This window comes from Brevundimonas sp. (assembly GCF_003248455.1).
GTDB lineage: Bacteria > Pseudomonadota > Alphaproteobacteria > Caulobacterales > Caulobacteraceae > Brevundimonas.
Map to the genome: position 1 here is coordinate 131,168 of NZ_QFNM01000005.1, position 23,977 is coordinate 155,144.

At 68.0% G+C, this 23,977-nt stretch carries 22 protein-coding genes; 16 read left to right on the forward strand and 6 right to left on the reverse strand.

Features of this window, described 5'->3' with window-relative positions; translation table 11 throughout:
- Positions 1-32: 32 nt before the first annotated feature.
- From DI624_RS03355 to DI624_RS03375, 5 genes are all read left to right on the forward strand, one after another.
- Positions 33-1,508: a glucoamylase family protein gene (locus DI624_RS03355; protein ID WP_291535998.1), complete on the forward strand. Its 1,476-nt coding sequence runs from the start codon at positions 33-35 to the stop codon at positions 1,506-1,508.
- A complete protein-coding gene (locus DI624_RS03360) occupies positions 1,505-2,773 on the forward strand; it encodes a sugar ABC transporter substrate-binding protein (protein ID WP_291535999.1) in 1,269 nt (422 codons plus the stop codon). The genes DI624_RS03355 and DI624_RS03360 overlap by 4 nt, the downstream gene beginning before the upstream one ends.
- Positions 2,770-3,702 carry a carbohydrate ABC transporter permease gene (locus DI624_RS03365; RefSeq protein ID WP_291536000.1) on the forward strand — a complete coding sequence of 311 codons (933 nt, stop codon included), beginning with the start codon at positions 2,770-2,772 and terminating at the stop codon, positions 3,700-3,702. The genes DI624_RS03360 and DI624_RS03365 overlap by 4 nt, the downstream gene beginning before the upstream one ends.
- Positions 3,699-4,514 (forward strand): carbohydrate ABC transporter permease, encoded by an 816-nt coding sequence (locus DI624_RS03370; RefSeq protein WP_291536002.1) that lies wholly within the window; start codon positions 3,699-3,701, stop codon positions 4,512-4,514. The genes DI624_RS03365 and DI624_RS03370 overlap by 4 nt, the downstream gene beginning before the upstream one ends.
- Positions 4,515-4,605: 91 nt before the next feature.
- Positions 4,606-7,818: a discoidin domain-containing protein gene (locus DI624_RS03375; protein ID WP_291536003.1), complete on the forward strand. Its 3,213-nt coding sequence runs from the start codon at positions 4,606-4,608 to the stop codon at positions 7,816-7,818.
- A gap of 32 nt (positions 7,819-7,850) precedes the next feature.
- Here DI624_RS03375 and DI624_RS03380 read toward each other — a convergent pair whose 3' ends face one another.
- Positions 7,851-8,939 carry an ABC transporter ATP-binding protein gene (locus DI624_RS03380; protein WP_291536004.1) on the reverse strand — a complete coding sequence of 363 codons (1,089 nt, stop codon included), beginning with the start codon at positions 8,937-8,939 and terminating at the stop codon, positions 7,851-7,853.
- 215 nt (positions 8,940-9,154) lie between these two features.
- On the opposite strand from DI624_RS03380, the gene DI624_RS03385 reads away from it, so the two are divergent.
- The 3 genes from DI624_RS03385 (at position 9,155) to DI624_RS03395 (ending at position 12,994) form a co-directional block, all read left to right on the forward strand.
- Positions 9,155-11,788, forward strand: coding sequence for a TonB-dependent receptor (locus DI624_RS03385; RefSeq protein ID WP_291536005.1), 2,634 nt, complete (start codon positions 9,155-9,157; stop codon positions 11,786-11,788).
- A gap of 64 nt (positions 11,789-11,852) precedes the next feature.
- Positions 11,853-12,569 (forward strand): hypothetical protein, encoded by a 717-nt coding sequence (locus DI624_RS03390; protein WP_291536006.1) that lies wholly within the window; start codon positions 11,853-11,855, stop codon positions 12,567-12,569.
- A gap of 77 nt (positions 12,570-12,646) precedes the next feature.
- Positions 12,647-12,994, forward strand: coding sequence for an arsenate reductase (locus DI624_RS03395; protein ID WP_291536007.1), 348 nt, complete (start codon positions 12,647-12,649; stop codon positions 12,992-12,994).
- Here the strand turns inward: DI624_RS03395 and DI624_RS03400 are convergent.
- Positions 12,987-13,796, reverse strand: a complete 810-nt coding sequence (locus tag DI624_RS03400) for an endonuclease/exonuclease/phosphatase family protein (protein ID WP_291536008.1) — start codon at positions 13,794-13,796, stop codon at positions 12,987-12,989. The genes DI624_RS03395 and DI624_RS03400 overlap by 8 nt on opposite strands.
- A gap of 7 nt (positions 13,797-13,803) precedes the next feature.
- A complete protein-coding gene (locus DI624_RS03405) occupies positions 13,804-14,043 on the reverse strand; it encodes a hypothetical protein (RefSeq protein WP_291536009.1) in 240 nt (79 codons plus the stop codon).
- A 184-nt stretch (positions 14,044-14,227) separates the two neighbouring features.
- On the opposite strand from DI624_RS03405, the gene DI624_RS03410 reads away from it, so the two are divergent.
- The 8 genes from DI624_RS03410 to DI624_RS03445 all read left to right on the forward strand — a co-directional run bounded on the left by DI624_RS03410 (position 14,228) and on the right by DI624_RS03445 (position 20,891).
- A complete protein-coding gene (locus DI624_RS03410) occupies positions 14,228-14,623 on the forward strand; it encodes a DUF6249 domain-containing protein (protein WP_291536011.1) in 396 nt (131 codons plus the stop codon).
- 24 nt (positions 14,624-14,647) lie between these two features.
- The gene (locus tag DI624_RS03415; RefSeq protein ID WP_291536013.1) at positions 14,648-15,205 is read left to right on the forward strand and encodes a sigma-70 family RNA polymerase sigma factor; all 558 of its coding nucleotides are present in this window, start codon (positions 14,648-14,650) and stop codon (positions 15,203-15,205) included.
- Positions 15,195-15,611, forward strand: coding sequence for a hypothetical protein (locus tag DI624_RS03420; RefSeq protein ID WP_291536015.1), 417 nt, complete (start codon positions 15,195-15,197; stop codon positions 15,609-15,611). Before DI624_RS03415 ends, DI624_RS03420 begins: the two co-directional genes overlap by 11 nt.
- A 57-nt stretch (positions 15,612-15,668) precedes the next feature.
- Positions 15,669-16,505: a 3-methyl-2-oxobutanoate hydroxymethyltransferase gene (panB, locus tag DI624_RS03425; RefSeq protein ID WP_291536016.1), complete on the forward strand. Its 837-nt coding sequence runs from the start codon at positions 15,669-15,671 to the stop codon at positions 16,503-16,505.
- Between the two features lie 78 nt (positions 16,506-16,583).
- Positions 16,584-17,354: a tetratricopeptide repeat protein gene (locus DI624_RS03430; protein ID WP_291536017.1), complete on the forward strand. Its 771-nt coding sequence runs from the start codon at positions 16,584-16,586 to the stop codon at positions 17,352-17,354.
- Between the two features lie 23 nt (positions 17,355-17,377).
- A complete protein-coding gene (locus DI624_RS03435) occupies positions 17,378-18,757 on the forward strand; it encodes a PQQ-binding-like beta-propeller repeat protein (protein WP_291536018.1) in 1,380 nt (459 codons plus the stop codon).
- A 31-nt stretch (positions 18,758-18,788) separates the two neighbouring features.
- A complete protein-coding gene (gene der / locus DI624_RS03440) occupies positions 18,789-20,408 on the forward strand; it encodes a ribosome biogenesis GTPase Der (protein ID WP_291536020.1) in 1,620 nt (539 codons plus the stop codon).
- A gap of 18 nt (positions 20,409-20,426) precedes the next feature.
- A complete protein-coding gene (locus DI624_RS03445) occupies positions 20,427-20,891 on the forward strand; it encodes an NUDIX domain-containing protein (protein ID WP_291536022.1) in 465 nt (154 codons plus the stop codon).
- Positions 20,892-20,898: 7 nt separating this feature from the next.
- On the opposite strand, the gene DI624_RS03450 is transcribed toward DI624_RS03445, so the two are convergent.
- From DI624_RS03450 to DI624_RS03460, 3 genes are read right to left on the reverse strand one after another with little or no spacing between them, the layout of a single operon-like run.
- A complete protein-coding gene (locus DI624_RS03450; protein WP_291536024.1) occupies positions 20,899-21,651 on the reverse strand; it encodes an SDR family NAD(P)-dependent oxidoreductase in 753 nt (250 codons plus the stop codon).
- Between the two features lie 45 nt (positions 21,652-21,696).
- Entirely contained in the window at positions 21,697-23,202 is a 1,506-nt protein-coding gene (gene purF / locus DI624_RS03455; RefSeq protein ID WP_291536025.1) for an amidophosphoribosyltransferase, read from the reverse strand.
- A 26-nt stretch (positions 23,203-23,228) separates the two neighbouring features.
- A complete protein-coding gene (locus DI624_RS03460) occupies positions 23,229-23,825 on the reverse strand; it encodes a CvpA family protein (RefSeq protein WP_291536027.1) in 597 nt (198 codons plus the stop codon).
- Positions 23,826-23,977 lie beyond the last annotated feature (152 nt).

Sequence of the window (23,977 nt, forward strand, 5' to 3'; positions counted from 1 at the left end):
TCTTTTACGTTTTCTGTTGTGCGAGCGTGCCCATGAACCGCCGAAACTTCCTGATGCGAACAACGGCGGGTGCGGCGGCTCTGGCGGTCGGGGTTCCGGTTATGGCCGAAGCGCAACAGGCGGCGAATTCGGCGGTCACGGGAGCGGTCAACGGGACGCAGCGGCGTCCGTTGCGGCTGGACCGTGAGATCGAGGAGCTTCAGGAGAGGACGTTCCGCTGGTTCGAGAAGGTCACGGATCGCCGGACCGGGCTGACGCCGGACCGCTGGCCCACGCCGTCCTTCTGTTCGGTGGCGGCCGTCGGCTTTGCCCTGACCTGCTGGCCCGTGGGCGTCGAGCGCGGCTGGATGAGCCGGGCCGAGGCGCGCGAGCGCACCCTGACCACGCTGCGCTTCTTCCATGATTTGCCCCAGGGGCCGGAGCCGACCGGAACGGCGGGGCACAAGGGCTTCTTCTATCATTTCCTGGACATGGAGACCGGGCTGCGGTTCGCGCAGAACGAATTGTCCACCGTCGACACCGCCTTGCTGATCGGCGGCATGCTGTTCGCCGCCCGATACTTCGACGGCCGCCACGCCGACGAGGCGGAAATCCGCCAGAAGGCCCAGGCCCTCTACGAGCGGATCGAATGGCCGTGGGCCGTGATCCGCGACAACCGCATCACCATGGGCTGGCATCCCGAAAGCGGCTTCATCCCCTCGGACTGGCACGTCTATAACGAGGGGATGCTGGTGCTGCTGCTCGCCATCGGCAGCCCGACGTATCCGGTGTCGGTCAATGTCTGGCACGAATGGGCCGCCAGCTACGACGAGAGCTGGACCGACCGCTGGGGCAGCTGGCACCTGAACTTCGCCCCCATCTTCGGCCATCAGTACAGCCATATGTTCATCGACTTCCGCGGCATCCAGGACGCCTGGATGCGCGGCCAGTCGGCTCAGTTGGGCGAGCAGCTCGACTATTTCGAGAACAGCCGCCGCGCCGTCTACGCCCAGCAGAAATACGCCCACGACAACCCGGGCGGCTGGGCGGGCTATACGTCCGAGGTCTGGGGGCTGACGGCGTGCGACGGGCCGGGCGATTTCAAACAGCTGATCGACGGCAAGGAACGCGAATTCTTCAGCTATTCCGCGCGCGGGCCGGGCGAACGCGACGACGGCACCCTAGCGCCGACGGCGGCGGCCAGCTCCATCGCCTTCGCGCCCGAGATCGTCGTGCCCTGCGTCAAGGCGATGAAGGCGAAATACGGTTCGGCCATCTATACGGAATGGGGCTTCCTCGACAGCTTCAACCCGACGCTGACGGTGCGGGACGGGCCGCTGCAGCACGGCCGGATCGTGGATGGCGTCGGCTGGGTGGACGGCGACTATCTGGGCATCGACCAGGGGCCGATCGTCATCATGACCGAGAACCACAGGTCCGAGTTCGTCTGGCGTTACATGCGCGGCGAGCCGAATCTGCGGCGGGCGCTGGACATCGCCGGCTTCACCGGCGGCTGGATGAACGGATGAACCTGGCGCCCCATAGACGCGGCGCATTGGCCCTGATGGCGGGCGGGGCGGCGGCGGCCTGCGCCCCGCGCCGATCAGGCGAGATCGTGCTGCGTTTTTGGGCCATGGGCAACGAGGGTGGGACGGTGGGCCAGCTGACGCCCGAGTTCGAGCGGCGCCATCCGGGCGTCCGCGTCGAGGTTCAGCCCCTGCCGTGGACAGCGGCGCACGAGAAGCTGCTGACCGCCTACGCCGGGGCCTCGCTGCCGGACGTCAGCCAGATCGGCAACAGCTGGGTGGCGGAACTGACTGCCATCGGCGCCCTGTCACCGACCCCGCCCGAGGCCGCGAACCTGCTGAGCGACCAATTTCCGGCGGTGCTGGAGACCAACGAGATCGGCGGCCGGGCCATGACGACGCCCTGGTATGTCGATACGCGGCTGCTGTTCTATCGCAAGGATCTGCTGGCCCGCGCCGGGTTCGGGGCGCCCCCGCAGGACTGGGCCGAATGGAAGCGGGCGATGCACGGCGTCAAGCGCGCGGCGGGTCAGGGAAACTATGCGATCCTGTTGCCGCTCAACGAGTTCGAGCAGCTTCTGACCTTCGGGCTTCAGGTCGACGAACCCCTGCTGCGCGACCGGGCCACGCGCGGAAACTTCTCCAGCCCCGGCTTCGTTTCGGCCCTGGCCTTCTACAAGAGCCTGTTCGACGAGGGCCTGGCGCCGCTGGCGTCTTCGACGCAGATTTCCAACGTCTGGACCGAGTTCGCCAAGGGCTATTTCAGCTTCTACTTTTCCGGCCCGTGGAGCGTGGGCGATTTCCGCAGCAAGCTGCCGGCATCGTTCCAGCCGCAATGGGCTACGGCCGGGGTGCCGGGGCCGAAGGGGCCGGGCGCGTCGGCGCCGGGCGGGTCCAGCCTGGCCGTATTCTCTTCGTCCCGGCATCAGGACGCGGCCTGGGCTCTGGTGCGATACCTGTCGGAGCCTGCCGTCCAGGCGCGTTTCAACGCCATCGTCGGCGACCTGCCGGCGCGTCGGAGCGCCTGGGGCCTGGCCCAGGTCGAACGCGACCCCATGCTGGCGCCGTTCAAGGGGCAGCTGGAACGGGCGAGGGCCGTGCCCAAGGTTCCCGAATGGGAACGGATCGTCACCGAGATGCAGATCGTCGCCGAGCGGATGGTGCGCGGCGAACATACGCCCGAGAGCGCCGCCGCCGAGATCGACCGCCGCGCCGACCGGCTGCTGGAAAAGCGCCGCTGGATGATGGAGCAGGGCAGGGCCGCATGACCGCCGCCAATCCCACAGTCAGGCCGGCCAGACGGGCGCGAGGCGTCGGCGCCCGCGAGCGTGCGGCCTGGGCCTTCTTGGCACCGGCCTTGATCGCCATCGGCCTGTTCTTCGCCATTCCGGTGCTCGCGGCCTTGCTGCTCAGCCTGACCGATTTCGACATCTACGCCCTGGCCGACCTGGACAACCTGCGTTTCGTCGGGCTGCAGAACTATGAGCGGCTGCTGACCAACCCCCTGTTCTGGGGGGCGATGAAGAACACCCTGACCTTCGCCGTCCTGGGCGTTCCGCTGTCCATCGCGGCGTCGCTGGCGGCGGCGGTGATCCTGAATGCGCGGGTGGTGAAGTGGCGGCCGATCTGGCGGGTGATGTTCTTCGCGCCCTACGTCACCACCCTGGTCGCGACGGCGGTGGTTTGGCGCTATCTGCTGCACACCCGCTACGGCGTGATCAACTGGGGGCTTGAGAGCATCGGCCTGCCCGCAATCGACTGGCTGGGCGACCCCTCCACCTCCATTCCCGCCATCCTGATGTTCGTGGTCTGGAAGATCTTCGGCTACAATATGCTGATCTTTCTCGCTGTGCTGCAGACCGTGCCGGACGACCTGTACGAGGCCGCGCGCATCGACGGCGCCGGGCCGTGGAAGCAGTTCCGCCATGTCACCCTGCCGGCCATCGCACCGACCCTGCTGCTGGTCTCGATCATCTCGGTGGCCAGCTTCTTTCAGCTGTTCGCCGAGCCCTATGTGATGACGCAGGGCGGGCCGGCCCAGAGCACGGTGACGGTGCTCTACTTCATGTACGAGGAAGGTTTCAAATGGTGGAACCTGGGCTCCGCCAGCGCCGTCGCCTTCGTCCTGTTCCTGTGCATCCTGGCCATCACCCTGGTCCAGCTGGCCGTCGCCAAGCGGGTGGGGGCGTATCAGTGAAAATCCGCACAATCCTGCTCAATCTGGCCGTCGCCTTCATCGCCCTGGTGGTGCTGTTCCCGCTGGTCTGGATGGTGTCGGTCAGCTTCATGGCGCCCGGCGAAGCGGCTGTCTTCCCGCCGCCGCTGTGGCCCAAGACCTGGACGCTGGAGCATTATCGCGACCTGTTTTTGAACCAGGGCATGGGCCGCTATCTGTGGAACAGTTTCGCCCTGGCGACCCTGGCGACGATCCTGGCCTTGGGGTTCACGGTCCCGGCCGGCTACGCCTTCGCCAAGCTGAGGTTCAGGGGACGCGAACGGCTGTTTCAGTTCCTGGCCGCCGCCCTGGTGGTGCCGGCCCAGATCGGCACCCTGCCGCTGTTCCTGATGCTGAAGGGGATGGGGCTGGTGAACACCTATGCCGGGGCGCTGGTGCCTTGGCTGGCATCCATCTTCGGCCTGTTCCTGGTGCGCCAATATGCGCTGAGCATTCCCGACGAGATGCTGGAGGCCGCCCGGATCGACGGCGCCGGCGAGGGCCAGATCTTCCGCCGCGTGGTCCTGCCGACGCTTCAGCCGATCATCGTGACCTTGGGCCTGTTCGTCTTCTTGGGCAGCTGGAACGATTTCCTGTGGCCGCTGATCATTTTGACGGACCAGTCGAACTATACCCTGCCGGTCGCTTTGGCGGCCCTGTCGCGCGAGCATGTGCAGGACATCGAACTGATGATGGCCGGCGCCGTCGTCACGGTCGCTCCCGTGCTCATCCTCTTCCTCGCCCTGCAACGCTACTACATCCGCGGCATGCTTGCGGGCAGCGTGAAGGGGTGATCTTCGAAGCCGTTCCTCCGCTTCAAGTTCGTCATCCTAGGCACAAGGCCTAGGATGACGGTGAGAGGAGACTGAATCTGGAGTAATCCGAATGCGTTCTCTGACCTCGGCCATCGCCCTCGGCGTCGCCCTGATGGCCGCCCCCGCCTTCGCCCAGCAGACGAAGGTGCTGGATGAAATGGAGGACGCCGCCGCCTGGACGGCCGATGCCTCCACCGACGTGTCCTCGACCGTGTCTTCGGTCGCGGGGCATGACGGGCGGGCGGTGCGGCTGACCTACGACTTCAACGGCAAGGCGGGTTACGCCTTCGCGGCGCGCGCCCTGCCGTTCGACCTGCCCGACAACTATGAGATCAGCTTCTGGGTGCGCGGCGCGGGGCCGACCAACACCTTCGAGGTCAAGTTCACCGACGCCTCGGCCGAGAACGTCTGGTGGAAACAGACGGCCCGCTATGATTTCCCCGGCGGCTGGACCCGGTTCGTCATCAAGCGGCGCCAGGTGTCCAAGGCGTGGGGCCCCAGCCCCGAGACCGAACTGCGCCGCGCCGAGCGGGTCGAGTTCGTCGTGGTGGCGGTCGAGGGCGGTCGCGGCTTCATCGACATCGATCAGCTGTCGATTCGCGAATTGCCGCTCGATCCGGCGGTCCCGCCCCAGCCGGTCGCCAGCGACGGCTTGGCCGCATCGACCGCGGCGCGGGCCGTGGACCTGGACGCCAGGACCGCCTGGGCCCCGCCGATCGACGGGAGCCCGGTCCTGACCCTGGATCTGGGTTACGAGCGCGAGTTCGGCGGCCTGATCCTACGCTGGGGCGAGCGGGGCGCGGCGGCGGACTATCGCGTCTCGACCTCGCTGGACGGGCGCGACTGGCGCGAACTGGCGATGGTCGCGGGCGGAAACGGCGGCGTCGATTGGCTGAGGACGCCGGAGGCGACCGCCCGCTGGCTGCGGTTGGAGCCTTTGAAGCCGGTCGCCCCATCCGATGTCGTCGGTTCGTCCGGCGCGGGCCAGCGGCTGGGCGCGGCCCAAGCGACAACCTATGCGCTAAACGAGATCGAGGTCGAGCCGCTGGCTTTCGGCGCCGACGCGACGGTGTTTGTCGAGGCGGTGGCCAAGGAGAACCGACGCGGCCTTTATCCGCGCGGCTTCTCAGGGGAGCAGTCCTATTGGACGCTGGTCGGCGTCGACGGGGGCGGGGAGAGCGGTTTGATCGGCGAGGACGGCGCCATCGAACTGCGTCGCGCCGGACCCAGCATCGAACCCTTCGTCATCGACAACGGCCGGCTGATCACCTGGGCCGACGTCGGCATCGAACAGGGGTTGAGGGACGGCGACCTGCCGATCCCGACGGTCACATGGACCGCCGACGACTGGACGCTGAAGATCACCGGCTTCGCCGATGGCGCGCCGGATCAGGCGCAGCTGTGGGGGCGCTACGATCTGACCAACACCTCGCCCCGTCCACTGACCTTGACCCTGGCCCTGGCCGCACGGCCCATGCAGGTGAACGCGCCGCGCCAGTTCCTGGCCATTCCCGGCGGGGTCAGCCCGGTCGAGAATATCGCCTGGGACGGCGGCCAGCTGATCTTGAACGACGTGGTTCGGGTGCAGCCGCTGGCGACGCCGGATCAGGTGGCGCTGGCGACCTTCGATACGGGCGGCGATCCGCAGTCTCTGGTCCTGCCGTCGGCCCTGCGTCCAGCGGGCGATCCTGCGGCGACGACGGACGCCACGGGTCTGGCCGCCGCCGCCCTGACCTATAAGGTGACGCTGCAACCCGGCGAGACGCGCACCGTGGGTTGGGTGTCGCCCCTGTCCGGCAACGCCCTCGCGCCTGAGCCGATGGGGCAGGCGGCGGCTGTGCTGGAAACGGTTGAGACCCGACTGGCGGCCGAATGGCGCACGAAACTTGATCGGGTCGAACTGACCCTGCCGCCCGCCGCCCAGCGGATCGAGGACGCGCTGAAGTCGTCCCTGGCCCATATGCTGATGTCGCGTCAGGGGCCGATCCTGCAGCCCGGCACCCGCAGCTACAACCGCTCCTGGATCCGCGACGGGGCCATGATGGCCGAGGGGTTGAACCGGCTGGGCATGGCCGAGCATTCGGCCGACTATCTGCGCTGGTACGCCCCCTATGTGTTCGAGAACGGCAAGGTCCCTTGCTGCGTCGATGCGCGCGGCGCCGATCCGGTGCCCGAGAACGACAGCCACGGCGAGTTCGTTTTCCTGGCGGCCGAGACCTATCGCTACACCAAGGATGAGGCCCTGCTTCGTCAGGTCTGGCCGCAGGTGCAGGAGGCCATCGCCTATATGGACGAACTGCGCGCCTCGACACGGACGGCGGCCTTCGAGGCGCCGGAGCAGCGTCACCTGTACGGCCTGCTGCCGCCGACGATCAGCCACGAGGGCTATTCGGACAAGGCGGCCTATTCCTACTGGGACGATTTTTGGGGGCTGCTGGGCTACAGGGATGCGGTCTTCATCGCCGAGACCCTGGGCGATGCGGAGGCCGCCGCCCGCTATGCGGCGGCGCGCGATCAGTTCGCCGCAGACATCCGCGCCTCGATCACGGCGACGGCGGCGCATCATGGAATCGACTGGATCGCCGGGGCTGCGGATCGGGGCGACTTTGACGCCACCTCGACCACCATCGCCCTGTCGCCGGCGGGCGAGCAGGATAATCTGCCGCCAGAGCTGATGGCGCGAACCTTCGACCTCTATTGGGAGAATTCCCAGAACCGGCTGAGCAACCGCACGGCGTGGAAGGACTACACCCCCTATGAATGGCGGTTGGTCGGGGCCTTCGTGCGGCTGGGCCAGAAGGAGCGGGCGCTGGCGGTGCTGGACTTCCTGATGGCCGACCGCCGGCCCGAGGCCTGGAACGGCTGGGCCGAGGTCGTGGGTCGCGAAAAGCGCGAGCCGCGCTTCATCGGCGACATGCCCCACGCCTGGATCAGTTCCGACTATATCCGCTCGGCGCTGGACCTGTTCGCCTACGAGCGGGACCGCGACCACGCCCTGGTGCTGGCGGCGGGCGTGCCGGAGCGGTGGCTGGATACGCGGGAGGGCGTCGGGGTGCGCGATCTTCGCACCGCTTATGGCCCGCTGACCTACGCCTATCGCAAGGAACGGCGGGGGTATGTGCTGACCCTGGGCGACGGGGCGACCCCACCAGGCGGGTTCGTGCTGCAATGGCCGGCGGGGCAGGGGCGGCCCGAACGGGTGCGGATCGACGGTCGTGCGGCGGCGTGGTCAGGCGACGAACTGACGATACCGGTGGGCGCGCGGCGGGTAGAGATGCGTTGAAGAACGGCTTCCTTCTCCCGGTAGGAGAGGGATCAGAGTCTTCGGAACGCTTTACCGTTCGCGTCGAACAGGTGGGCCTGTTTGGCCGGGACGTGCAGCGTCAACCGCGCGCCGGCCTTGGCCCGCAGGTCGCCCGCCAGCTGAATCGTCAGGGTGTCTTCGGACGCCGGATGCTTCAGGTGCGCCATGGTCGTCGCACCGAGGGTTTCCACGAACATGACCTCGGCGGTCAGGGCATCGTCGTCACCGGTCATGTTCAGATGTTCGGGACGGACGCCCAGGGTGACGGCGTCGCCGGCCTTGGCCGTTCCCGCATCCACGGCGACGCAAATCGTCTCGCCCGCAGCGGTCTTCACCGTCGCGCCGGTCGGAGCGGCCTCGACGATCTCGGCCGCCAGCAGGTTCATTTTCGGGCTGCCGATGAACCCTGCGACGAACAGATTGGCCGGATGGTCGTAAAGGTCCATCGGCGCGCCGACCTGTTCGATCCGGCCGGCGTTCAGCACCACGATCCGGTCGGCCAGGGTCATGGCCTCGACCTGGTCGTGGGTGACGTAGATCATGGTGGTCTTCAGTTCGGCGTGCAGCCGGGCGAACTCGTAGCGCATCCGCACCCGCAGGGCGGCGTCCAGGTTTGACAGGGGCTCGTCGAACAGGAAGACCTCGGGCTCGCGCACGATGGCGCGGCCGATGGCGACGCGCTGGCGCTGGCCGCCCGACATGGCCTTGGGCTTGCGGTCCAGATAGTCGGTGATGCCGAGCGCCTCGGCGGCGGCGCGGACGCGAAGGTCGATCTCGGCCTTGTCCGTCTTGGCCAGCTTCAGGCCGAAGGCCATGTTTTCGTAGGCCGTCATGTGCGGATAAAGCGCATAGGACTGGAACACCATGGCGATGCCCCGGTCCGACGGCGACAGGTCGTCGACCCTGCGATCGCCGATGAAGACCCCGCCCGTCGTCGCCTCTTCCAGCCCGGCGATGGTGCGCAGCAGGGTGGACTTGCCGCAGCCCGAGGGGCCGACGAAAACCACGAACTCGCCGTCTGCGATCTCCAGATCGACGCCCTTCAGCACCTCTACGGCGCCGAACGCCTTCTTCACGTCGATCAGACGAACGTTCGCCATGCTTCCTGTTTCCTGCCGTTTCTATTTTGGCGCACCGTAACCGGTTACATCGCCGGATCAATGGCGCCCGTGATGTCTGCGCAATCCGTCGCGGCCGGCGCGGCGTGGCGGGCAAGATCGCCTGGCCGGCGACAAAAATTGCAAAATTGCAAAATTTGTCTTTCGCAAAACGGCCGCGCTGGCTAGAAGCCGCCACCGACCGCGGGGGAACGACGATGGCGCAGCGCAGGCTTTTGATGGCGACCGTTTCGGGCGCGTGGCTGGCGGCGGCTGCGAGCGCTCCCGCCCAGGCGCAAGACGGCGCTCAGGACCAGGCGCAGGTGGACGATGTCGTCGTGACCGGCTCCCGCATCGCCGGCGGGGACCGGATCGCGCCGGTCGAGACGGTCGGGCGCATCGTCATGGACGCGGCGGGGGTCGCCGATGCCTCGCAACTGGTGCGGCTGGTCACGGCCAATGCGGGATCGGAAGCCCAGGTCGATCAGCTGAACCAGCCCCAGAGCTCGGGCACGGCCCAGTTCAATCTGCGTAATCTCGGCCTCGGTTCGACCCTGGTCCTGGTGGACGGCCAGCGCTGGACGACCAGCGCCGTGGTCGCAACCGACGGCTCGGCCTTCGTGGACATCAACTCCCTCGTACCCATGATCGCGCTTCAGCGGGTCGAGGTGGTCAAGGACGGGGCATCGGCCGTCTATGGCTCGGATGCGGTGGCCGGCGTGGTCAACTTCATCACGCGTCACGACGTGGGCCGGCCCGAAGTTTCGGCGAAATACGCGGGCGCCGACGGGTCGGAAGAGAGCGTGATCCAGGCCATCGGCGGACTGGACCTGCTGGGCGGGAATCTGACGCTGGCGGCGTCGCATTTCCACCGGTCGGCCCTGGGATCGGACGAACGGGACTTCACCCAGGCCGAACGCTACGGCCGGGCGGCTTGGACGGCCGTGACCAGCTATGGCCAGCCGGGGTCCTATTTCCGGCCCAGCCGCAACGGCTTTTCGCCCGACCCGGCCTGCGGAGACCCGGCCTTCGCCAGCGCCTATCTGAACACGCCGAGCGACGCCTTCTGCCGGCTGGACTATTCGGACTTCTTCGACCTGGCGCCGGAGGAGATCCGGACGCAAGCGTTCGCCGACTGGCGCCGGCCCATCGGACAGATGAACCTGTCGCTGCAAGCGGCCTGGTCGTCGACCCGGACCCGCGCGCGCCAGACGCCGTCCCTGCCGATCCTGGCGCAATCGCTGACGGTCCCGGCCTCGCACCCCGACAATCCGTTCGGCGAGGCGGTGCTGTTTCGGGGGCGGCTGCTGGGGGCGGAGGCCGGGGCCTCGGCGGCCGATTTCGAATACGAGACCTGGCGACTGTCAGCGGGCCTGGACGGACGGTTCGCCAATGGCTGGACTTGGACCCTGGCCGCGAACAGCAGCCGCCAGCACGTCGCATACGACAAGCCCGATACGATCGGCAGCGCGTTGCAAAGTGCGCTGAACGGCTTCGGCGGGGCGGGCTGCGATCCGGCGACGGGGACGGCGGGCGTCGGCGCCTGCCAGTATTTCAATCCGTTCGGCAGCGCCTGGCTGGGGACCGGCACGGCTAATGGCGCGGCCCTGATCGACAGCCTGATCGGCTATACCGGCCTGCGGGGCGCGGCGAGCCTGACCACGGCGGACGCCGCGACCAGCGGTCAGGCCCTGGCCTGGGACGGCGGGGCGCTCGATATGGCGCTGGGCGTCCAGTATCGCCGCAGCGGCTTCCGGCACGACTGGAGCGATCTGGTCAACGCCGGAGACCTGCTGACGGCCGGCTATTCGCCCGACTTCGAGGGCGATCAGGAGGCGTTGGCCGCCTTCGCCGAGGCGCGCCTCCATCTGGGCGAGCGGATCGAGGGGCAGTTGGCCGGCCGCTACGAATCCTACGACGGGGAGGGACGGTTCAGTCCCAAGGCCGCCATCCGCTGGGATGCGACGGACAGGCTGGCGCTGCGGGCCTCGTGGGGCCAGGGCTTCCGCGCGCCGTCGGTCTACGCCCAGTCCGGCGCCCAGGCGTCGCAGCCGTCGGTGTTCGACCGGGGCGCCTTCGTCTTCGTCAACACCCTGACCTCGGGCGATGCGGGGCTGAAGCCCGAGAAGTCCGAGAGCCTGAGCCTGGGCGCCTTGTGGAGGCCGCTGGACGGGTTGGAGCTTAGCGTTGACGCCTGGCGCTTCGACTATACAGACCAGGTGATCAAGGAGTCGGCGCAAGGCCTTATCGACCAGGCGGCGGCCGATACGGCGGCGGGGCGGACAGGAACCCCGGCGCAGGCGCGCATCACCCGCTCGCCCAGCGGCGCCCTGACCTTCGTGCAGCTGTATTTCATCAACGCCTCGTCCATCGAGACGCAGGGGCTTGATTTGGCCGCGCGCTATGGCCGCGACCTGTGGGGCGGGCGGGCGACGGCGTCGGCGACCTGGACCTATGTCGACCGCTACGACATCCGGCTGAACGACGGGGCGGCCAGGACATCGGGCGTCGGCTCGACCAATCTGAGCAATATCGGCCGGTCCCTGCCGCGCAATCGCGGAGAGTTCGCCCTGGGATGGAGCGGCGGGACGAGCGCCCTGACGGCCCTGGTCCACTATACCGACGGCTATCGCAACGACCGCAGCGGCATAACCGATACGACCATCGCCAGCCAGACGACGGCGGATATGCTGTACAGCCGCACCCTCGGCGCCGATATCGACCTGGCGCTGGGCGTGGTCAATGTGTTCGACAAGGCGCCGCCCCTGGCCCAGTTCGCCCTGGGCTACGATCCCGTCGTCGCCGATCCGCGCGGGCGGGTGTTCAGCGTCGCCCTGACCAAGCGGTTCTGAGGCCAGGGCGCGTTTGCGCCCGCAATCGGTCGGTGTATGCATGCCCCTTGCAAGGGGACGATCCATGACGACCGACGGCGAGACGCGCAAACAGGCGCTCAAGGACCTGTCCGAGGACGCCCTGGGCTTTGGCGGCGTCGACATCCGCACGGTGCGGGATCTGCTGATTCGTCCGCGCCTGGTGCTTCAGGCCTGGATGATCGAGGGGCCGACCGGCGGCGGGGTCTACGCCAAGCCGCTGAAGCTGTATCTGGGGCTGAACGCGATCTTGATGCTGATCGTGTTTCTGCGGGGCGGAATCGACGGGGTTCTGGATCAACTGCCGCCGGACCTGCTGACGTCGCTGATCACCCAGTCGGGCAAGTCGCGCGACGCCTTCATGGCTGCGGCCGACGGCTGGATGTCGTTCGTCACCGTGCCGCTGATGGCGCCGCTCTACGCCCTGGCGGCCCTGCCGTTCCTGCGTCTTTGGGACGCCGAGGACTTGGGCTGGCGTCGAGGCTTTCGCGCCGCCTTCGCCTATCTGAACGCCTGGACCGTGCCGATGACGCCGCTGTTCTGGTTCGTCTTCGGCACGGGGCCCGTTGCGATGATCGGCAGCATCGTCCTGTTCCTTCTAGGCGTGGCGACCTTCCTGAGGATGGGCCGGGGGCGTTGGTATCGCGGGGGCGCCGTCGGCCTGGGCAAGGCTCTGGTGCTCCAGATCGCCATCAGCGCCGTCATGATGGTTGGATCGCTGCTGATCGCCGGCGTGGGCGTTCTGGCGGGCTTGTTGGCCTGAAGGCGGGCGACGCTTTAAGGGGGCGGCTTGGGTGAAGTCGGCGCCTGAGCTACGTCCGCCGCATCGAGGAGCATCGCATGAACCCCACCCTCTACGGCATTCCCAACTGCGACACGGTCAAGAAGGCGCGGGTCTGGCTGGAGCAGTATGGGGTCGACCATGTCTTCCACGACTACACGAAGGCCGGGGCGGATGCGGGCCGGCTGGGCCAATGGGTCGACGAACATGGGTGGGAGACGGTGCTGAACCGCGCCGGGACCACGTTCAGGAAACTGCCGGACGCCGACAAGGCCGGAATCGACAAGGCCAAGGCCGTCGCCCTGATGCTGGCCCAGCCGTCGATGATCAAACGGCCGGTGCTGGACCTGGGCGACAGGCGGCTGGTCGGGTTCAAGCCCGAGCTTTACGAGGCCGCCTTCAAATAAGGCGCAGCGTCGCCGCCACGCCGAAATGATCGGACGGATATTCGCCGTTCGTGGGCGTGTCGCCGAACAGATGAGCAGCGACAGGCGCGAAGGCCGATCGCTCGGCGAAGATGTGGTCGATGACGCGGTTCGGATGGCCCCTGGCCGGGTTCAGGGTGGTGGCGACCGAACCGCGCGGAAGGGCGCTGAAGAACCGGGGGCCGATGAGGACAGACAGGCCGGAGTCGTCCTGGGCGGCGTTGAAGTCGCCCAGAATCACCAGGGGCGCGCCGTCGTTCGGCAGCCAGTCCAGCAGGGACGCGATCTGGAGCGCCCGCACCGAGCCGGCGTCGTCCTGCCAGGCCAGATGGGTGACGACCACATTGACGGGGCGACCCTGGACCGTCACGCGAAGACGCAGGGCGGTTCGATAGTCGTCCAGCGGCTGAAGCCGGGTCGAGGCCTCGGTCAGAACGGGCAGGCGGGTGAGAAGGGCGTTGCCGTAACGGCGAGGCGCGCCCTCGGGGTCGGTGGAGACGAAGGCGACGCGATAGCCGCCCAGCTCGCGCGCCAGCATGGCCGCCTGATTTTCCAACCCGACGGCGGAGTCCTGCAACACCTCCTGTAGGGCGATGACGTCGGCGTCCTGAGCCTTCAGCGCCGCGACCAGCAACGGACGGCGCGCCGCCCAGTCGCCCTGATCGTGCCAGATGTTGAAGGTGACGAGCTTGAGTTCGACTGCCGGACGGATTGGCGGGACGGCGGCGCAGGCCGCGAGCGGCGTCAGCGCCACGGCGCCCAGCAGGCTGCGGCGCGCCATCATTTGGGGATCAGTCCTCGACCTCGGTGCTGGGCCGGTCGTGGCCGTCGGCGCTTTCCGTGACCCACTGGCCGTTCGCAGTCTCGTATTCGATGGCGGCGGTCTGGTCGGGCACCTTCTGCTCGCGCGCGGCGCGCACGGCGGCGGCCTTGGCGGAGTCGTGGCTGGCGAAGGTTTCTGAATAGGTGCCGCCGAACTGGTAGGCCCAGCCGCCGTCGTGTTCGACGATGCGATAGGTGACATGGGCCATGCGGCGCTCCTTTGCAGACGATCCCGGACGTTAGACCGAACCGGCCGCGAGGCAAACCATGCGGCGAGCGTCACCTTACGAAGATTTCACATCCTCCGGCGCATCCGTGCTCGCGTCCCGCAGCCTCTTGTCGTCAGAAGGCCGCCGCATCAGGCTGCTGCAACCGATCAAGAAAGACCGCGTCATGGATCTGACCCCCATCATCATCGTCTTCATCGTCTTCGCCTCGATCGTCAGCGTGATCGTGGGCCCGTCCTTCCTGAAGAACCGCGAGCGGCGCGAGATGCAGCTGACGGTCCGCCATGCGGTAGACAACGGCCAGACCCTGCCGCCCGAACTGATCGACGCCATGACCAAGGACGTGGAGAAGGGGCTGCCCTCTCGCACCAAGGACATCCGCAAGGGCGTGCTGAGCCTTGCGGCCGGCGTGGGCGTCGGCGGCTTCGGTCTGCTCAGCGACCTGGGCGGAAACGAATGGAACGGCGGGATCGCCAACCCTCTGTTGGGCGTCGCCTGCATTCCCGTAGCCATCGGGATCGCCTTCATCGTCCTGGGCTTCTTCAACCCGAACAAGGCCTGACGTTCGCCTGAAGGGGGAAACGTCATGAGCAAATCCTTGCGCGATTTCCACGACGTCGAGCTGGCGGCCCAGGCGGCCGCCGGCGGACGGCGGGAATATGGCGAACTGGTCCGCCGGCACGGCTCGGCGGTGCGGGGCCTGTTGCGCCGCATGGGGGCCGCGCCGTCCCTGGCCGACGACGTGGCCCAAGACGCCTTCCTGCAGGGCTTCCAGCGATGTTCGGAGTTTCGCGGGCAGGGGACGTTTGCGGGCTGGATCAAGAAGATCGCCGCGCGCCTGTATCTGAAACGAGTGGCCAAGGAAGCCCGCTATGTGGCCGAGGCCGAGGCCGAACGGGCGGATGTCGGGATTGACCACGGCGGCCTGATGGACCTGGACGAGGCGCTGAAGACCCTGAGCGAGAGCGAGCGTGTCTGCGTGTCCCTGTGCCACGGCGCGGGGATGTCCCATCCCGAAATCGCTGCGGCCATGAATTTGCCGCTCGGCACGGTGAAGTCCCATGTCAAACGTGGTCTGGATAAACTCCGCGCGCGGCTGTCGCCGGCGCACGGCTCAGGCGGGAGGTCGGTCCATGTCGGCTGACGAATTCGATCCGGCGATCGAACGGCTGTTCGCGCAGACGCCGCGACTGGCCGACGAGGCGCTGTTCCTGGCCACGCTCCAGGCCAGGCTGGAGAAACGCTCGCGCTGGCGCGCCCTGACCCTGACGGCGGCCGGACTGGTCGGCGGGGGCCTGGCGGTGCGCGAGGGCGTGAACTTCAACTTCACGGCCGAGGGCGACACCACCCTGTCGCAGGCGGCGCACGCGGCGGCGATGACGGCGCAGGGGGCGGCCCGGACCGGGCTGCAAGCCCTGGGCTTCGGCGATCTGGGCCTGGGCGGTCTGGACCTGATCGGCGGTTCGGGGGTGCTGACCTTCTGGATCGCCGCCGGGGCCGTGATCGCCCTGTTGGCGGCGGGCATGATGAAGCTGTCGCAGGACGTGTGAGGTGACACCGGGCGGACGCCGGCCTATCTGACGCCCTTACGCCAGGGAGGCCCCAAGATGTCCGTTCACGTTCAGGAGACCGTCAAACGCTTCTCCGTGCCCGATATCGCGGGGCGCAAGGGAGGCGAGCCGATCGTCTGCCTGACCGCCTATGACGCGCCGATGGCGGCGCTGCTGGACCCGCATTGCGACGTGCTGCTGGTCGGCGACAGCCTGGGAATGGCCGTCCACGGCCTGCCCAATACGGTCGGCGTGACCTTGGAGATGATGATCCTGCACGGCCAGGCGGTGATGCGGGGCGCTCGACGCGCCCTGGTGGTCGTGGACATGCCGTTCGGCTCCTACGAAGGCGGCAAGGAGACGGCCTACGCCAACTGCGTGCGGGTGATGAAGGAAACCGGCGCCCAGGCGGTGAAGCTGGAGACCAGCGTCGAACTGGCCGAGATCGTCGCCTTTCTGGTCCGGCGCGGCATCCCGGTCATGGGCCATGTCGGCCTGCGTCCCCAGGCGATCCTGGCCGAGGGCGGGTTCAAGGCCAAGGGACGGACCGACGGCGAGCGTGACCGAGTGCTGGCCGAGGCCCGCGCCACGGCGGAGGCCGGCGCCTTCTGCATCGTCATCGAGGGCGTCGCCGAATCGTTGGCGCGCGAGATCACCGAGACGCTGGATGTCCCGACCATCGGCATTGGGGCCTCGGCTGCCTGCGACGGCCAGGTGCTGGTGGTCAACGACATGCTGGGGATGTTCGACTGGACGCCCCGGTTCGTACGCAAATACGCCGATCTGCGCAGCGAGATCGACCGGGCCGCCGCCGCGTTCGCCGCCGATGTGAAAACCCGCCGTTTTCCTGCCGAAGTCGAGACCTACTTCTCGAAAAAGCCGGCGTCGCAGTAACGGACGACGTTGCGGCCCATGCGCCGACCTTCTAGGGTCCGCGCCGGTTTGCATTCGCGATTTTGGGGCGACGTTTCAGTGGTTGATGTCTTCGAGCAGGTCGAGGAGGAGCTTCGCTCCGAGAAGTTGAAGCGCCTCGCCCGCACCTGGCTGCCGGTCGCCGGCGTCGTGCTGGCGGTCGCCCTGATCGGCGCCCTGGGCTGGTGGGGCTGGGACAGCCTGAACTCCAACAAGGCCGCCAAGGCCGCCGAAGCCTATGATCGCGGCATGGAGGCCTTGCGCGCCGACAAGCCGATGGACGCCCGCGCCGCCTTCGAGGAGGCGGTCAAGGAGGGCAACGGCGCCTATAAGACCTTGGCGCTGCAGCAGCAGGCCGGCCTGGCCGTCAGCGCCAACAAATTCCCCGAGGCGGTGCGTCTGTTCGACGAGGCGTCCAAGGCGTCCAGCGATCCGATCCTGTCCGATCCGCCCGCGCTGAAGGCCGCGTTCCTGATCATGGACACCGCGCCGCTGGCCGATATCGAGAAGCGGCTGGAGCCGCTGGCCGAGGACAAGCGCCCGCTGCACGCCTTCGCCCAGGAAGCCCTGGCCCTGGCCCGCCTGCAACACGGCAAGACCAAGGAGGCGCGCGAGGTCTTCGTCCAGCTGCAACTGGGCCAGGACGTGCCGGATTCGATCCGTCAGCGGGCTCAGATCGCCGTGGAAAGCATCGACGCCGGAACCGTCGGCGCGCTGAAGCCCATCATCGACGCCGCCGCCAAGGCCACGCCGCCCGCCGTCGGCGCCGCCAACGCGCCGACTCCCTCTGCGGCTTCCGCGGCCCCTGCGGCCGCGTCCGCCCAACAGTGACGACCCCTTCTAGGACGCCCCAGATGAACCGAGTTCTGAAAGTCGCGCTGATCTGCGGCGTCGCCGCGACCATGGCGTCGTGCGGCACCGTGCGCCGCAACCTGCCCTTCGGCTTGGGCGGCAAGGAAGACGCCAAGGCGACGGCCTCGGCCGGCGACCGGATTTCGGTGCTGGAGTTCGATCAGCAGCTGGCGCCGTCGGCCGCCCTATCCGGCCGCGACTTCTTCCTGCCCGGCCCGCAGGCCGTCACCGCCTGGACCCAGCCCGGCGGCACGGCCGAGAACCTGGTCGAACACGTCATCGCCGCCCCCGAGTTCCAGATCGCCTGGAAGCGCGGCGTCGGCTCCGGCTCGGCGCGCGTCGGCAACGTCATGGCGCCCATCGTGGCGGCGGACGGCAAGGTTTTCGTGCTGGACGGCGAATCGACTGTCTCGGCGGTGTCGGCCGACACCGGCGCGGTGCTGTGGAAGGTCAATGTCAAGAACGCGGATCGCGACCGCAACGGCGGGTTCGGCGGCGGCGTGGCCGTCGGCGCGGGCAAGGTGTTCGTCTCGTCGGGCTATCGCTCCATGTCGGCGCTGGACGCCAACACCGGCGCGGTGATCTGGACCCAGCAGGTGGACGCCCCGATCCACGGCGCCCCGACCGTTTCTGGAAACCGCGTCTTCGTCGTCGACGTGGACAGCCAGTTGTTCGCCTTCGACGCCGCCACCGGCGCCCAGGACTGGACCTATCGCGGCATCGCCGAGCCGGCGCGGGTGATGCGCGCCTCAAGCCCGGCGGTCAGCGGCACCACGGTCGTCGCCCCCTTCGCCTCGGGCCAGCTGGTCGCGCTGAGCACTCTGAACGGCCAGGCGGTGTGGGAAGAGACCCTGTCGCGCACCAGCCGCACCAGCGCCCTGTCCGAGGTTCGCGACGTGGCGGGCCGCCCCGTCATCAGCCGGGGCATGGTCTATGGCGTCAGCCACTCCGGCGTCATGTCGGCCCTGGACCTGCGCTCGGGCCAGCCCAAGTGGCAATTGCCGGTGACGGGCGTCAACGCGCCCCTGCCGGTCGGGGACGCGGTGTTCGTGGTTTCCAAGGCGGGCCAGTTGATCACCGTCAACCGCGACACTGGCCAGATCTACTGGACGCGCGAGTTGAACGAGGGCCGCGAACGCCGCGAGGGCGGCTTCCTGACCTTCGGCCGCCGCACCATCCGTCCGCAATGGTCGGGGCCGCTCCTGGCCTCCAATCGTCTGGTGATGGTCAATTCGTTCGGCGAGGCCGTGGCGTTCGATCCCAAGACCGGCGCCGCCCAGGCCACGCTGAAGCTGGGCGCCCCCGCCTATATCGCCCCGGCCGCCTACAACGGCGCCCTCTATGTGCTGACCGACAACGGCCAACTGATCTGCATCCGCTGATTTTCAGCCCGAACTAAGCTAGAAAGCCGACATGGCTCTGAAGGTCGCCATCGTCGGCCGCCCCAATGTGGGCAAGTCGACCCTGTTCAACCGCCTCGTCGGCAAGCGTCTGGCGCTGGTCGACGATCGTCCCGGCGTGACCCGCGACCGGCGCTACGCCGACGGCAATATCGGCGACATGGACCTGACGCTGATCGACACGGCGGGCTACGAGGACGTCGCCGACGAAAGCCTGGAGGCCCGGATGCGCGAGCAGACCGAGGCCGCGCTGGACGACGCCGAACTGATCATGTTCATGATGGACGCCCGCGAGGGCGTGACGTCGCTGGACCGGATTTTCGCCGAGCGCCTGCGCAAGGTCCACAAGCCCGTCATCCTGCTGGCCAACAAGTCCGAAAGCCGAGAGAGCGGCGGCGGCGTCGGCGAGGCGCACGCCCTGGGCTTCGGCGAGCCCGTCGCCATTTCCGCCGAGCACGGCGAGGGGATGGCCGATCTGTACGCCGCCATCGTAAACGCCTCGCAGGACATCTTCGTCGAGGAGATCGACGAGCCGGACAAGCCGATCCGCATCGCCGTCATCGGTCGGCCGAACGCCGGCAAGTCCACCCTGATCAATCGCCTGATCGGCGACGACCGGCTGTTGACCGGGCCGGAAGCGGGCATCACCCGCGATTCCATCTCGGTCGACTGGCAGTTCGAAGGCAAGAACATCCGTCTGGTCGACACGGCCGGGATGCGCCGCAAGGCGCGGGTGCAGGAGAAGCTGGAGAAGCTGTCGGTCGCCGACACCATCCGGGCCATCACCTTCGCCGAAGTCGTCATCCTGATGATGGACAAGGACGACGCCTTCGACACCCAGGACCTGCAACTGGCCGATCTGGTCGAGCGCGAGGGCCGCGCCCTGGTCTATGTCGCGTCAAAATGGGACCTGGAGGAAGAGCCCCAGTCCCGCATGGCCAAGCTGAAGGCCATGGCCGAGGACAAGCTGCCGCAGTTGAAGGGTTCGCCCTTCGTCGCCCTGTCGTCGCACAGCGGCCGCGGCGTCGAACGGCTGATGCCCGCCGTGCTCCAGGCCTATGACACCTGGTCGGTCAAGGTGAAGACCAAGGATCTGAACACCTGGCTGTCCATGGCGACCCAGCGGCACCCGCCCCCCGCCGTGGACGGCAAGCGGATCAAGCCGAAATACATCGCCCAGACCAAGGCGCGGCCGCCGACCTTCGTGCTGATGGCCAACCGGGCCGAGGCGATGCCAGAGCACTACAAACGCTATCTGGTCAATTCGATCCGCGAGAGCTTCGACCTGCCCGGCACGCCGATCCGGCTGAACGTCAAGTCCAGCGGGAACAACCCCTATGCCGAGGGCGGCGCAAAGTCGGGGCCGGAACGGTTCAAAGGCGCGGCCAAGACCGCCCCCCGCCGCGTGCAGAAGGCGGAAAAGGAGGAGGCCCTGTCCCGCCTGCCCGGCAAGGCGTTGGAGCAGAAGAAGGCGCGTAAGGCGCAACCCAAGATGCTGGGCGGCCTGAAGGCCAGCGCGTCGAAAAAGGCGGGTTCGTCCGTGGCGGTCCAGAAGGGCGCCCGCGGCGGCGCCCGCCAGGTCTCGCGCTCGGGCCGCGTCCGCACCGGCCAGAAGGGCGGCGTCAAGCGTTGAGGGTCGCGCGCTGATCCCATGAGCGAAGCGTCCACCGTCCTGCCCGACCGGCCAACCGCGCGCTGGCTGATCCTGGACAGGCGGGGGCGGGTGCTGCTGTTTCGCTTCGTCTATGCCGAAGGGCCGCTGACGGGGACCGCCTTCTGGGCCACGCCCGGCGGGGGCTGCGAACCGGGCGAAACCTATGAGGACGCCGCCCGGCGTGAACTGTTCGAAGAGACAGGGCTGAGCGTCGCCGATCCGGGGCCGCAGGTGGCGCGCGTCCGTGTGCGCTTTCGCCTTCCGGACGGGCGAATGGCCAATGTGGACCAGCGCTTCTTCCTGCTGCGCACCCGGGATTTCGACCTGTCGCCCGAGGGCTGGACCGAGGAAGAGCAAAGGGTGCTGGTCGAACACCGATGGTGGGATGTCGCCGACATCCGGGCGTCGAATGAAACGATCTGGCCCACGGAACTGGCCGAGATGCTGGATGGTCTCGGCTAGGAGCCGTTCAGATCAGCGCGTCGGGCGTCGGACCGGCCCGCCAGTCGCGGAACCTGACGCTCAGGGGCGGCTGAACGTCGGCGCGGGCCAGGTCCAGGATCAGGGGAGCGATCTCGGAGGGATGGGGCAGGGCGGACGGGTCTTCGCCCGGATAGGCCTGGGCGCGCATGGCGGTGCGCATTCGGCCGGGATCGACGATGCTGACGCGGATCGGGGTGCTCTCGACCTCGTCGGCCCAGGCCTTCATGAGAGCCTCGGCGCCGGCCTTGGTCGCCGCATACATGCCCCAGAAGGCGCGGGGCGCGGTCGCCACGCTGGTCGTCAGATGGATGGCCCGCCCGGCGTCCGAGGCGCGAAGCAGCGGCTCCAGCGAGCGGATCAGGCGATAGACGGCGGTGAAGTTGGTCTTTTCGACCTTGGCGAACTCGCGCGGGTCGGCGTGGGCGACCGGCGTCAGGCCCGACGGCCCCATGGTCGCCGCCGCGTGAACCCAGATGTCCAGCCGCTTGAACCGTTCGAAGATGGCGCCGCCCAGCCGGTCGATGGCCCCGCCGTCTACCAAATCGAACGGGATCAGGGTCGCGTGGCGACCGGTGGCGGTGAAGATGGCGTCGTCCAGCTCTTCCAGACCGCCTTGGGTGCGCGCCGTCGCGATGACGTGCGCCCCGGCCTTGGCCAGCGCCAGGGCGCTCTCGTAGCCAATGCCGCGCGAGGCGCCGACGACAAGGGCGATACGGTCGTTCAGTGGAAGTTCGGACATGGCCGCTGATAGCGCGGCCCGCCCCTTCAAGCCAAGAGCCGGGACCTAGGCGCTGACCAGCAGGGACAGTTGCCTGGCGCCGAACTCGCGGCCGCCTTCCTCGATCTCGCGATCCAGCAGGCGGGTGGGATAGTCGCCGGTGAAATAGTGGTCGGTGAACTGGGGGTTGGCGTTGTCGCGGCCGGTTTCGCCCATGGCGCGGTAAAGGCCGTCGATGGACAGGAAGCCCAGGGAATCGACCTCCAGCAACTCGCGCATCTCATCCAGGGTCTTGTTGGCGGCCAGCAACTGGGCGCGCTCGGGCATGTCGATGCCGTAGAAGTCGGGATAGAGAATCTGCGGGCTGGCCGAGCGCAGATGGACTTCCGTGGCGCCGGCGGCGCGCACGGCGCGGACCAGCTTCACCGAGGTCGTGCCGCGCACGATGGAATCGTCGATCAGCACGACTCTTTTGCCCGCCAGGGCCGATCTGTTGGGGCTGTGCTTCATTCGAACGCCCTTCTGGCGGGCGCCCTGGCTGGGCTGGATGAAGGTGCGCCCCAGATAGTGGCTGCGGATGATGCCCATTTCGTAGGGAATGCCGCTTTCCTGCGCGTAGCCCAGGGCGGCGGGGACGCCGGAATCGGGCACCGGCACGACGATGTCGGCCTCGACCCCCAGTTCGCGGGCCAGGCCCCGGCCCATCTCCTTGCGCACCTCATAGACCGAGCGGCCGTTCACGACCGAGTCCGGGCGTGAGAAATAGACGTACTCGAACAGGCAGGGGCGGGCGGCGCGGGCGGGAAAGGGCTTGATCGATTCCAGGCCGTTCTCGTCGATGACCACGACCTCGCCGTGTTCGACGTCGCGCACGAAGGTCGCGCCGATCATATCCAGCGCGCAGGTCTCGGACGCCAGCACCCAGGCCTGACCGATCTGGCCCAGCACCAGGGGACGGATGCCCAGCGGGTCGCGCGCGCCGATCATCTTGTGGCGGGTCTGGGCGACCAGGGCGTAGCCGCCCTCGATCCGCGCCAGGGCGTCGATGAAGCGGTCGACGATCTTGGCCTTGCGGCTGCGGGCGATCAGATGAAGGATGACTTCGGAATCCGAGGTGGACTGGAAGATGGCCCCTTCGCCGACCAACTGGCTGTGCAGGAATTTGAAGTTGGTCAGATTGCCGTTGTGGGCGATGGCGATGCCGCCCTGGTCCAGATCGGCGAACATCGGCTGGATATTGCGCAGGAAGCTGCCGCCGGCGGTGGAGTAGCGGGTGTGGCCGACGGCCGCCCGCCCCGGCATCCGCTTCATCAGGTCGGCGCCGCCGAAGGCCTCGCCCACCAGGCCCTGGTGCCGTTCGGTGTAGAAGCGCTCGTTCTTGATGCTGGCGATGCCGCAGGCCTCCTGGCCGCGATGCTGCAAGGCGTGCAGGCCCAGGGCGACGACGGCGGAGCCCTCGTCCTCTTCGGCGCCCCAGACGCCGCAAACGCCGCACTCCAGCCGGAGTTGATCGTCCTCCGGCTCGCGCCAGTGTTCGCGGTGAACGACGGGATCGGCGATTTGGTGGCGCATCGTGGGCTCCGATGACCTGGGGAAACTTAAGGGGCGGCTTCGCGGCGCGAGTTAGGCTCTGATTGCGTCGGGGGCAAGGCTTCGCCGTCGGAAAACCCCCTGCGTACGGATGAATCGACGACGGGCGTGATGGCGTCGGCGCCCCGACCGATGCTGGGCAGGACGATCTGGATCGTTCGCGCGCCCAATGCGCTGATCGGATAGAGGGCGGCGCCGGAGAGCCAGCGCGGCGTACGCTCGCCCGGCAGGGCGGCGACGACGACCAGGTGCACCGCCCCGATCAGGATCAGGGCGCGCAAGCCCCCGATCACGAAACCGAAGACCCGGTTCGCCACCCCCAGATGCGGATGGTCCCTGGCCCCCTTAGACAGCATTCCGCCGATCAAGCGCAGGCCGAAATAGATCACGAAGAAGGTCAGGACGGCGGCCAGGATCGACCCGGCCCATTCGGGATCGACCAAGGCGCGGGCGAACCCTGCGGTCCAGGGCAGGGCGATCAGGGCGACCAGGGCGGCCAAGATTGCGCTGAGCAGGGTGATGATCTCGCGCACCCCGCCCCGCACCCAGCCGGCGGCGACGGAGAACAGGATCACCACGATGGCGAAGACGTCGTATCCGGTCACGTAGGCCTTGCTCTCCAATGCGCCTCGCCAACCCCTCGGCCCGTCATCCTTAGGCTAGGCCCCGGATCCATGCGCCGGCCGCCGCCGGCGAGCCCCGTCCTCGACGGAGTCCATGGATCCTCGCCACAAGGGCGAGGATGACGAACTGAGAT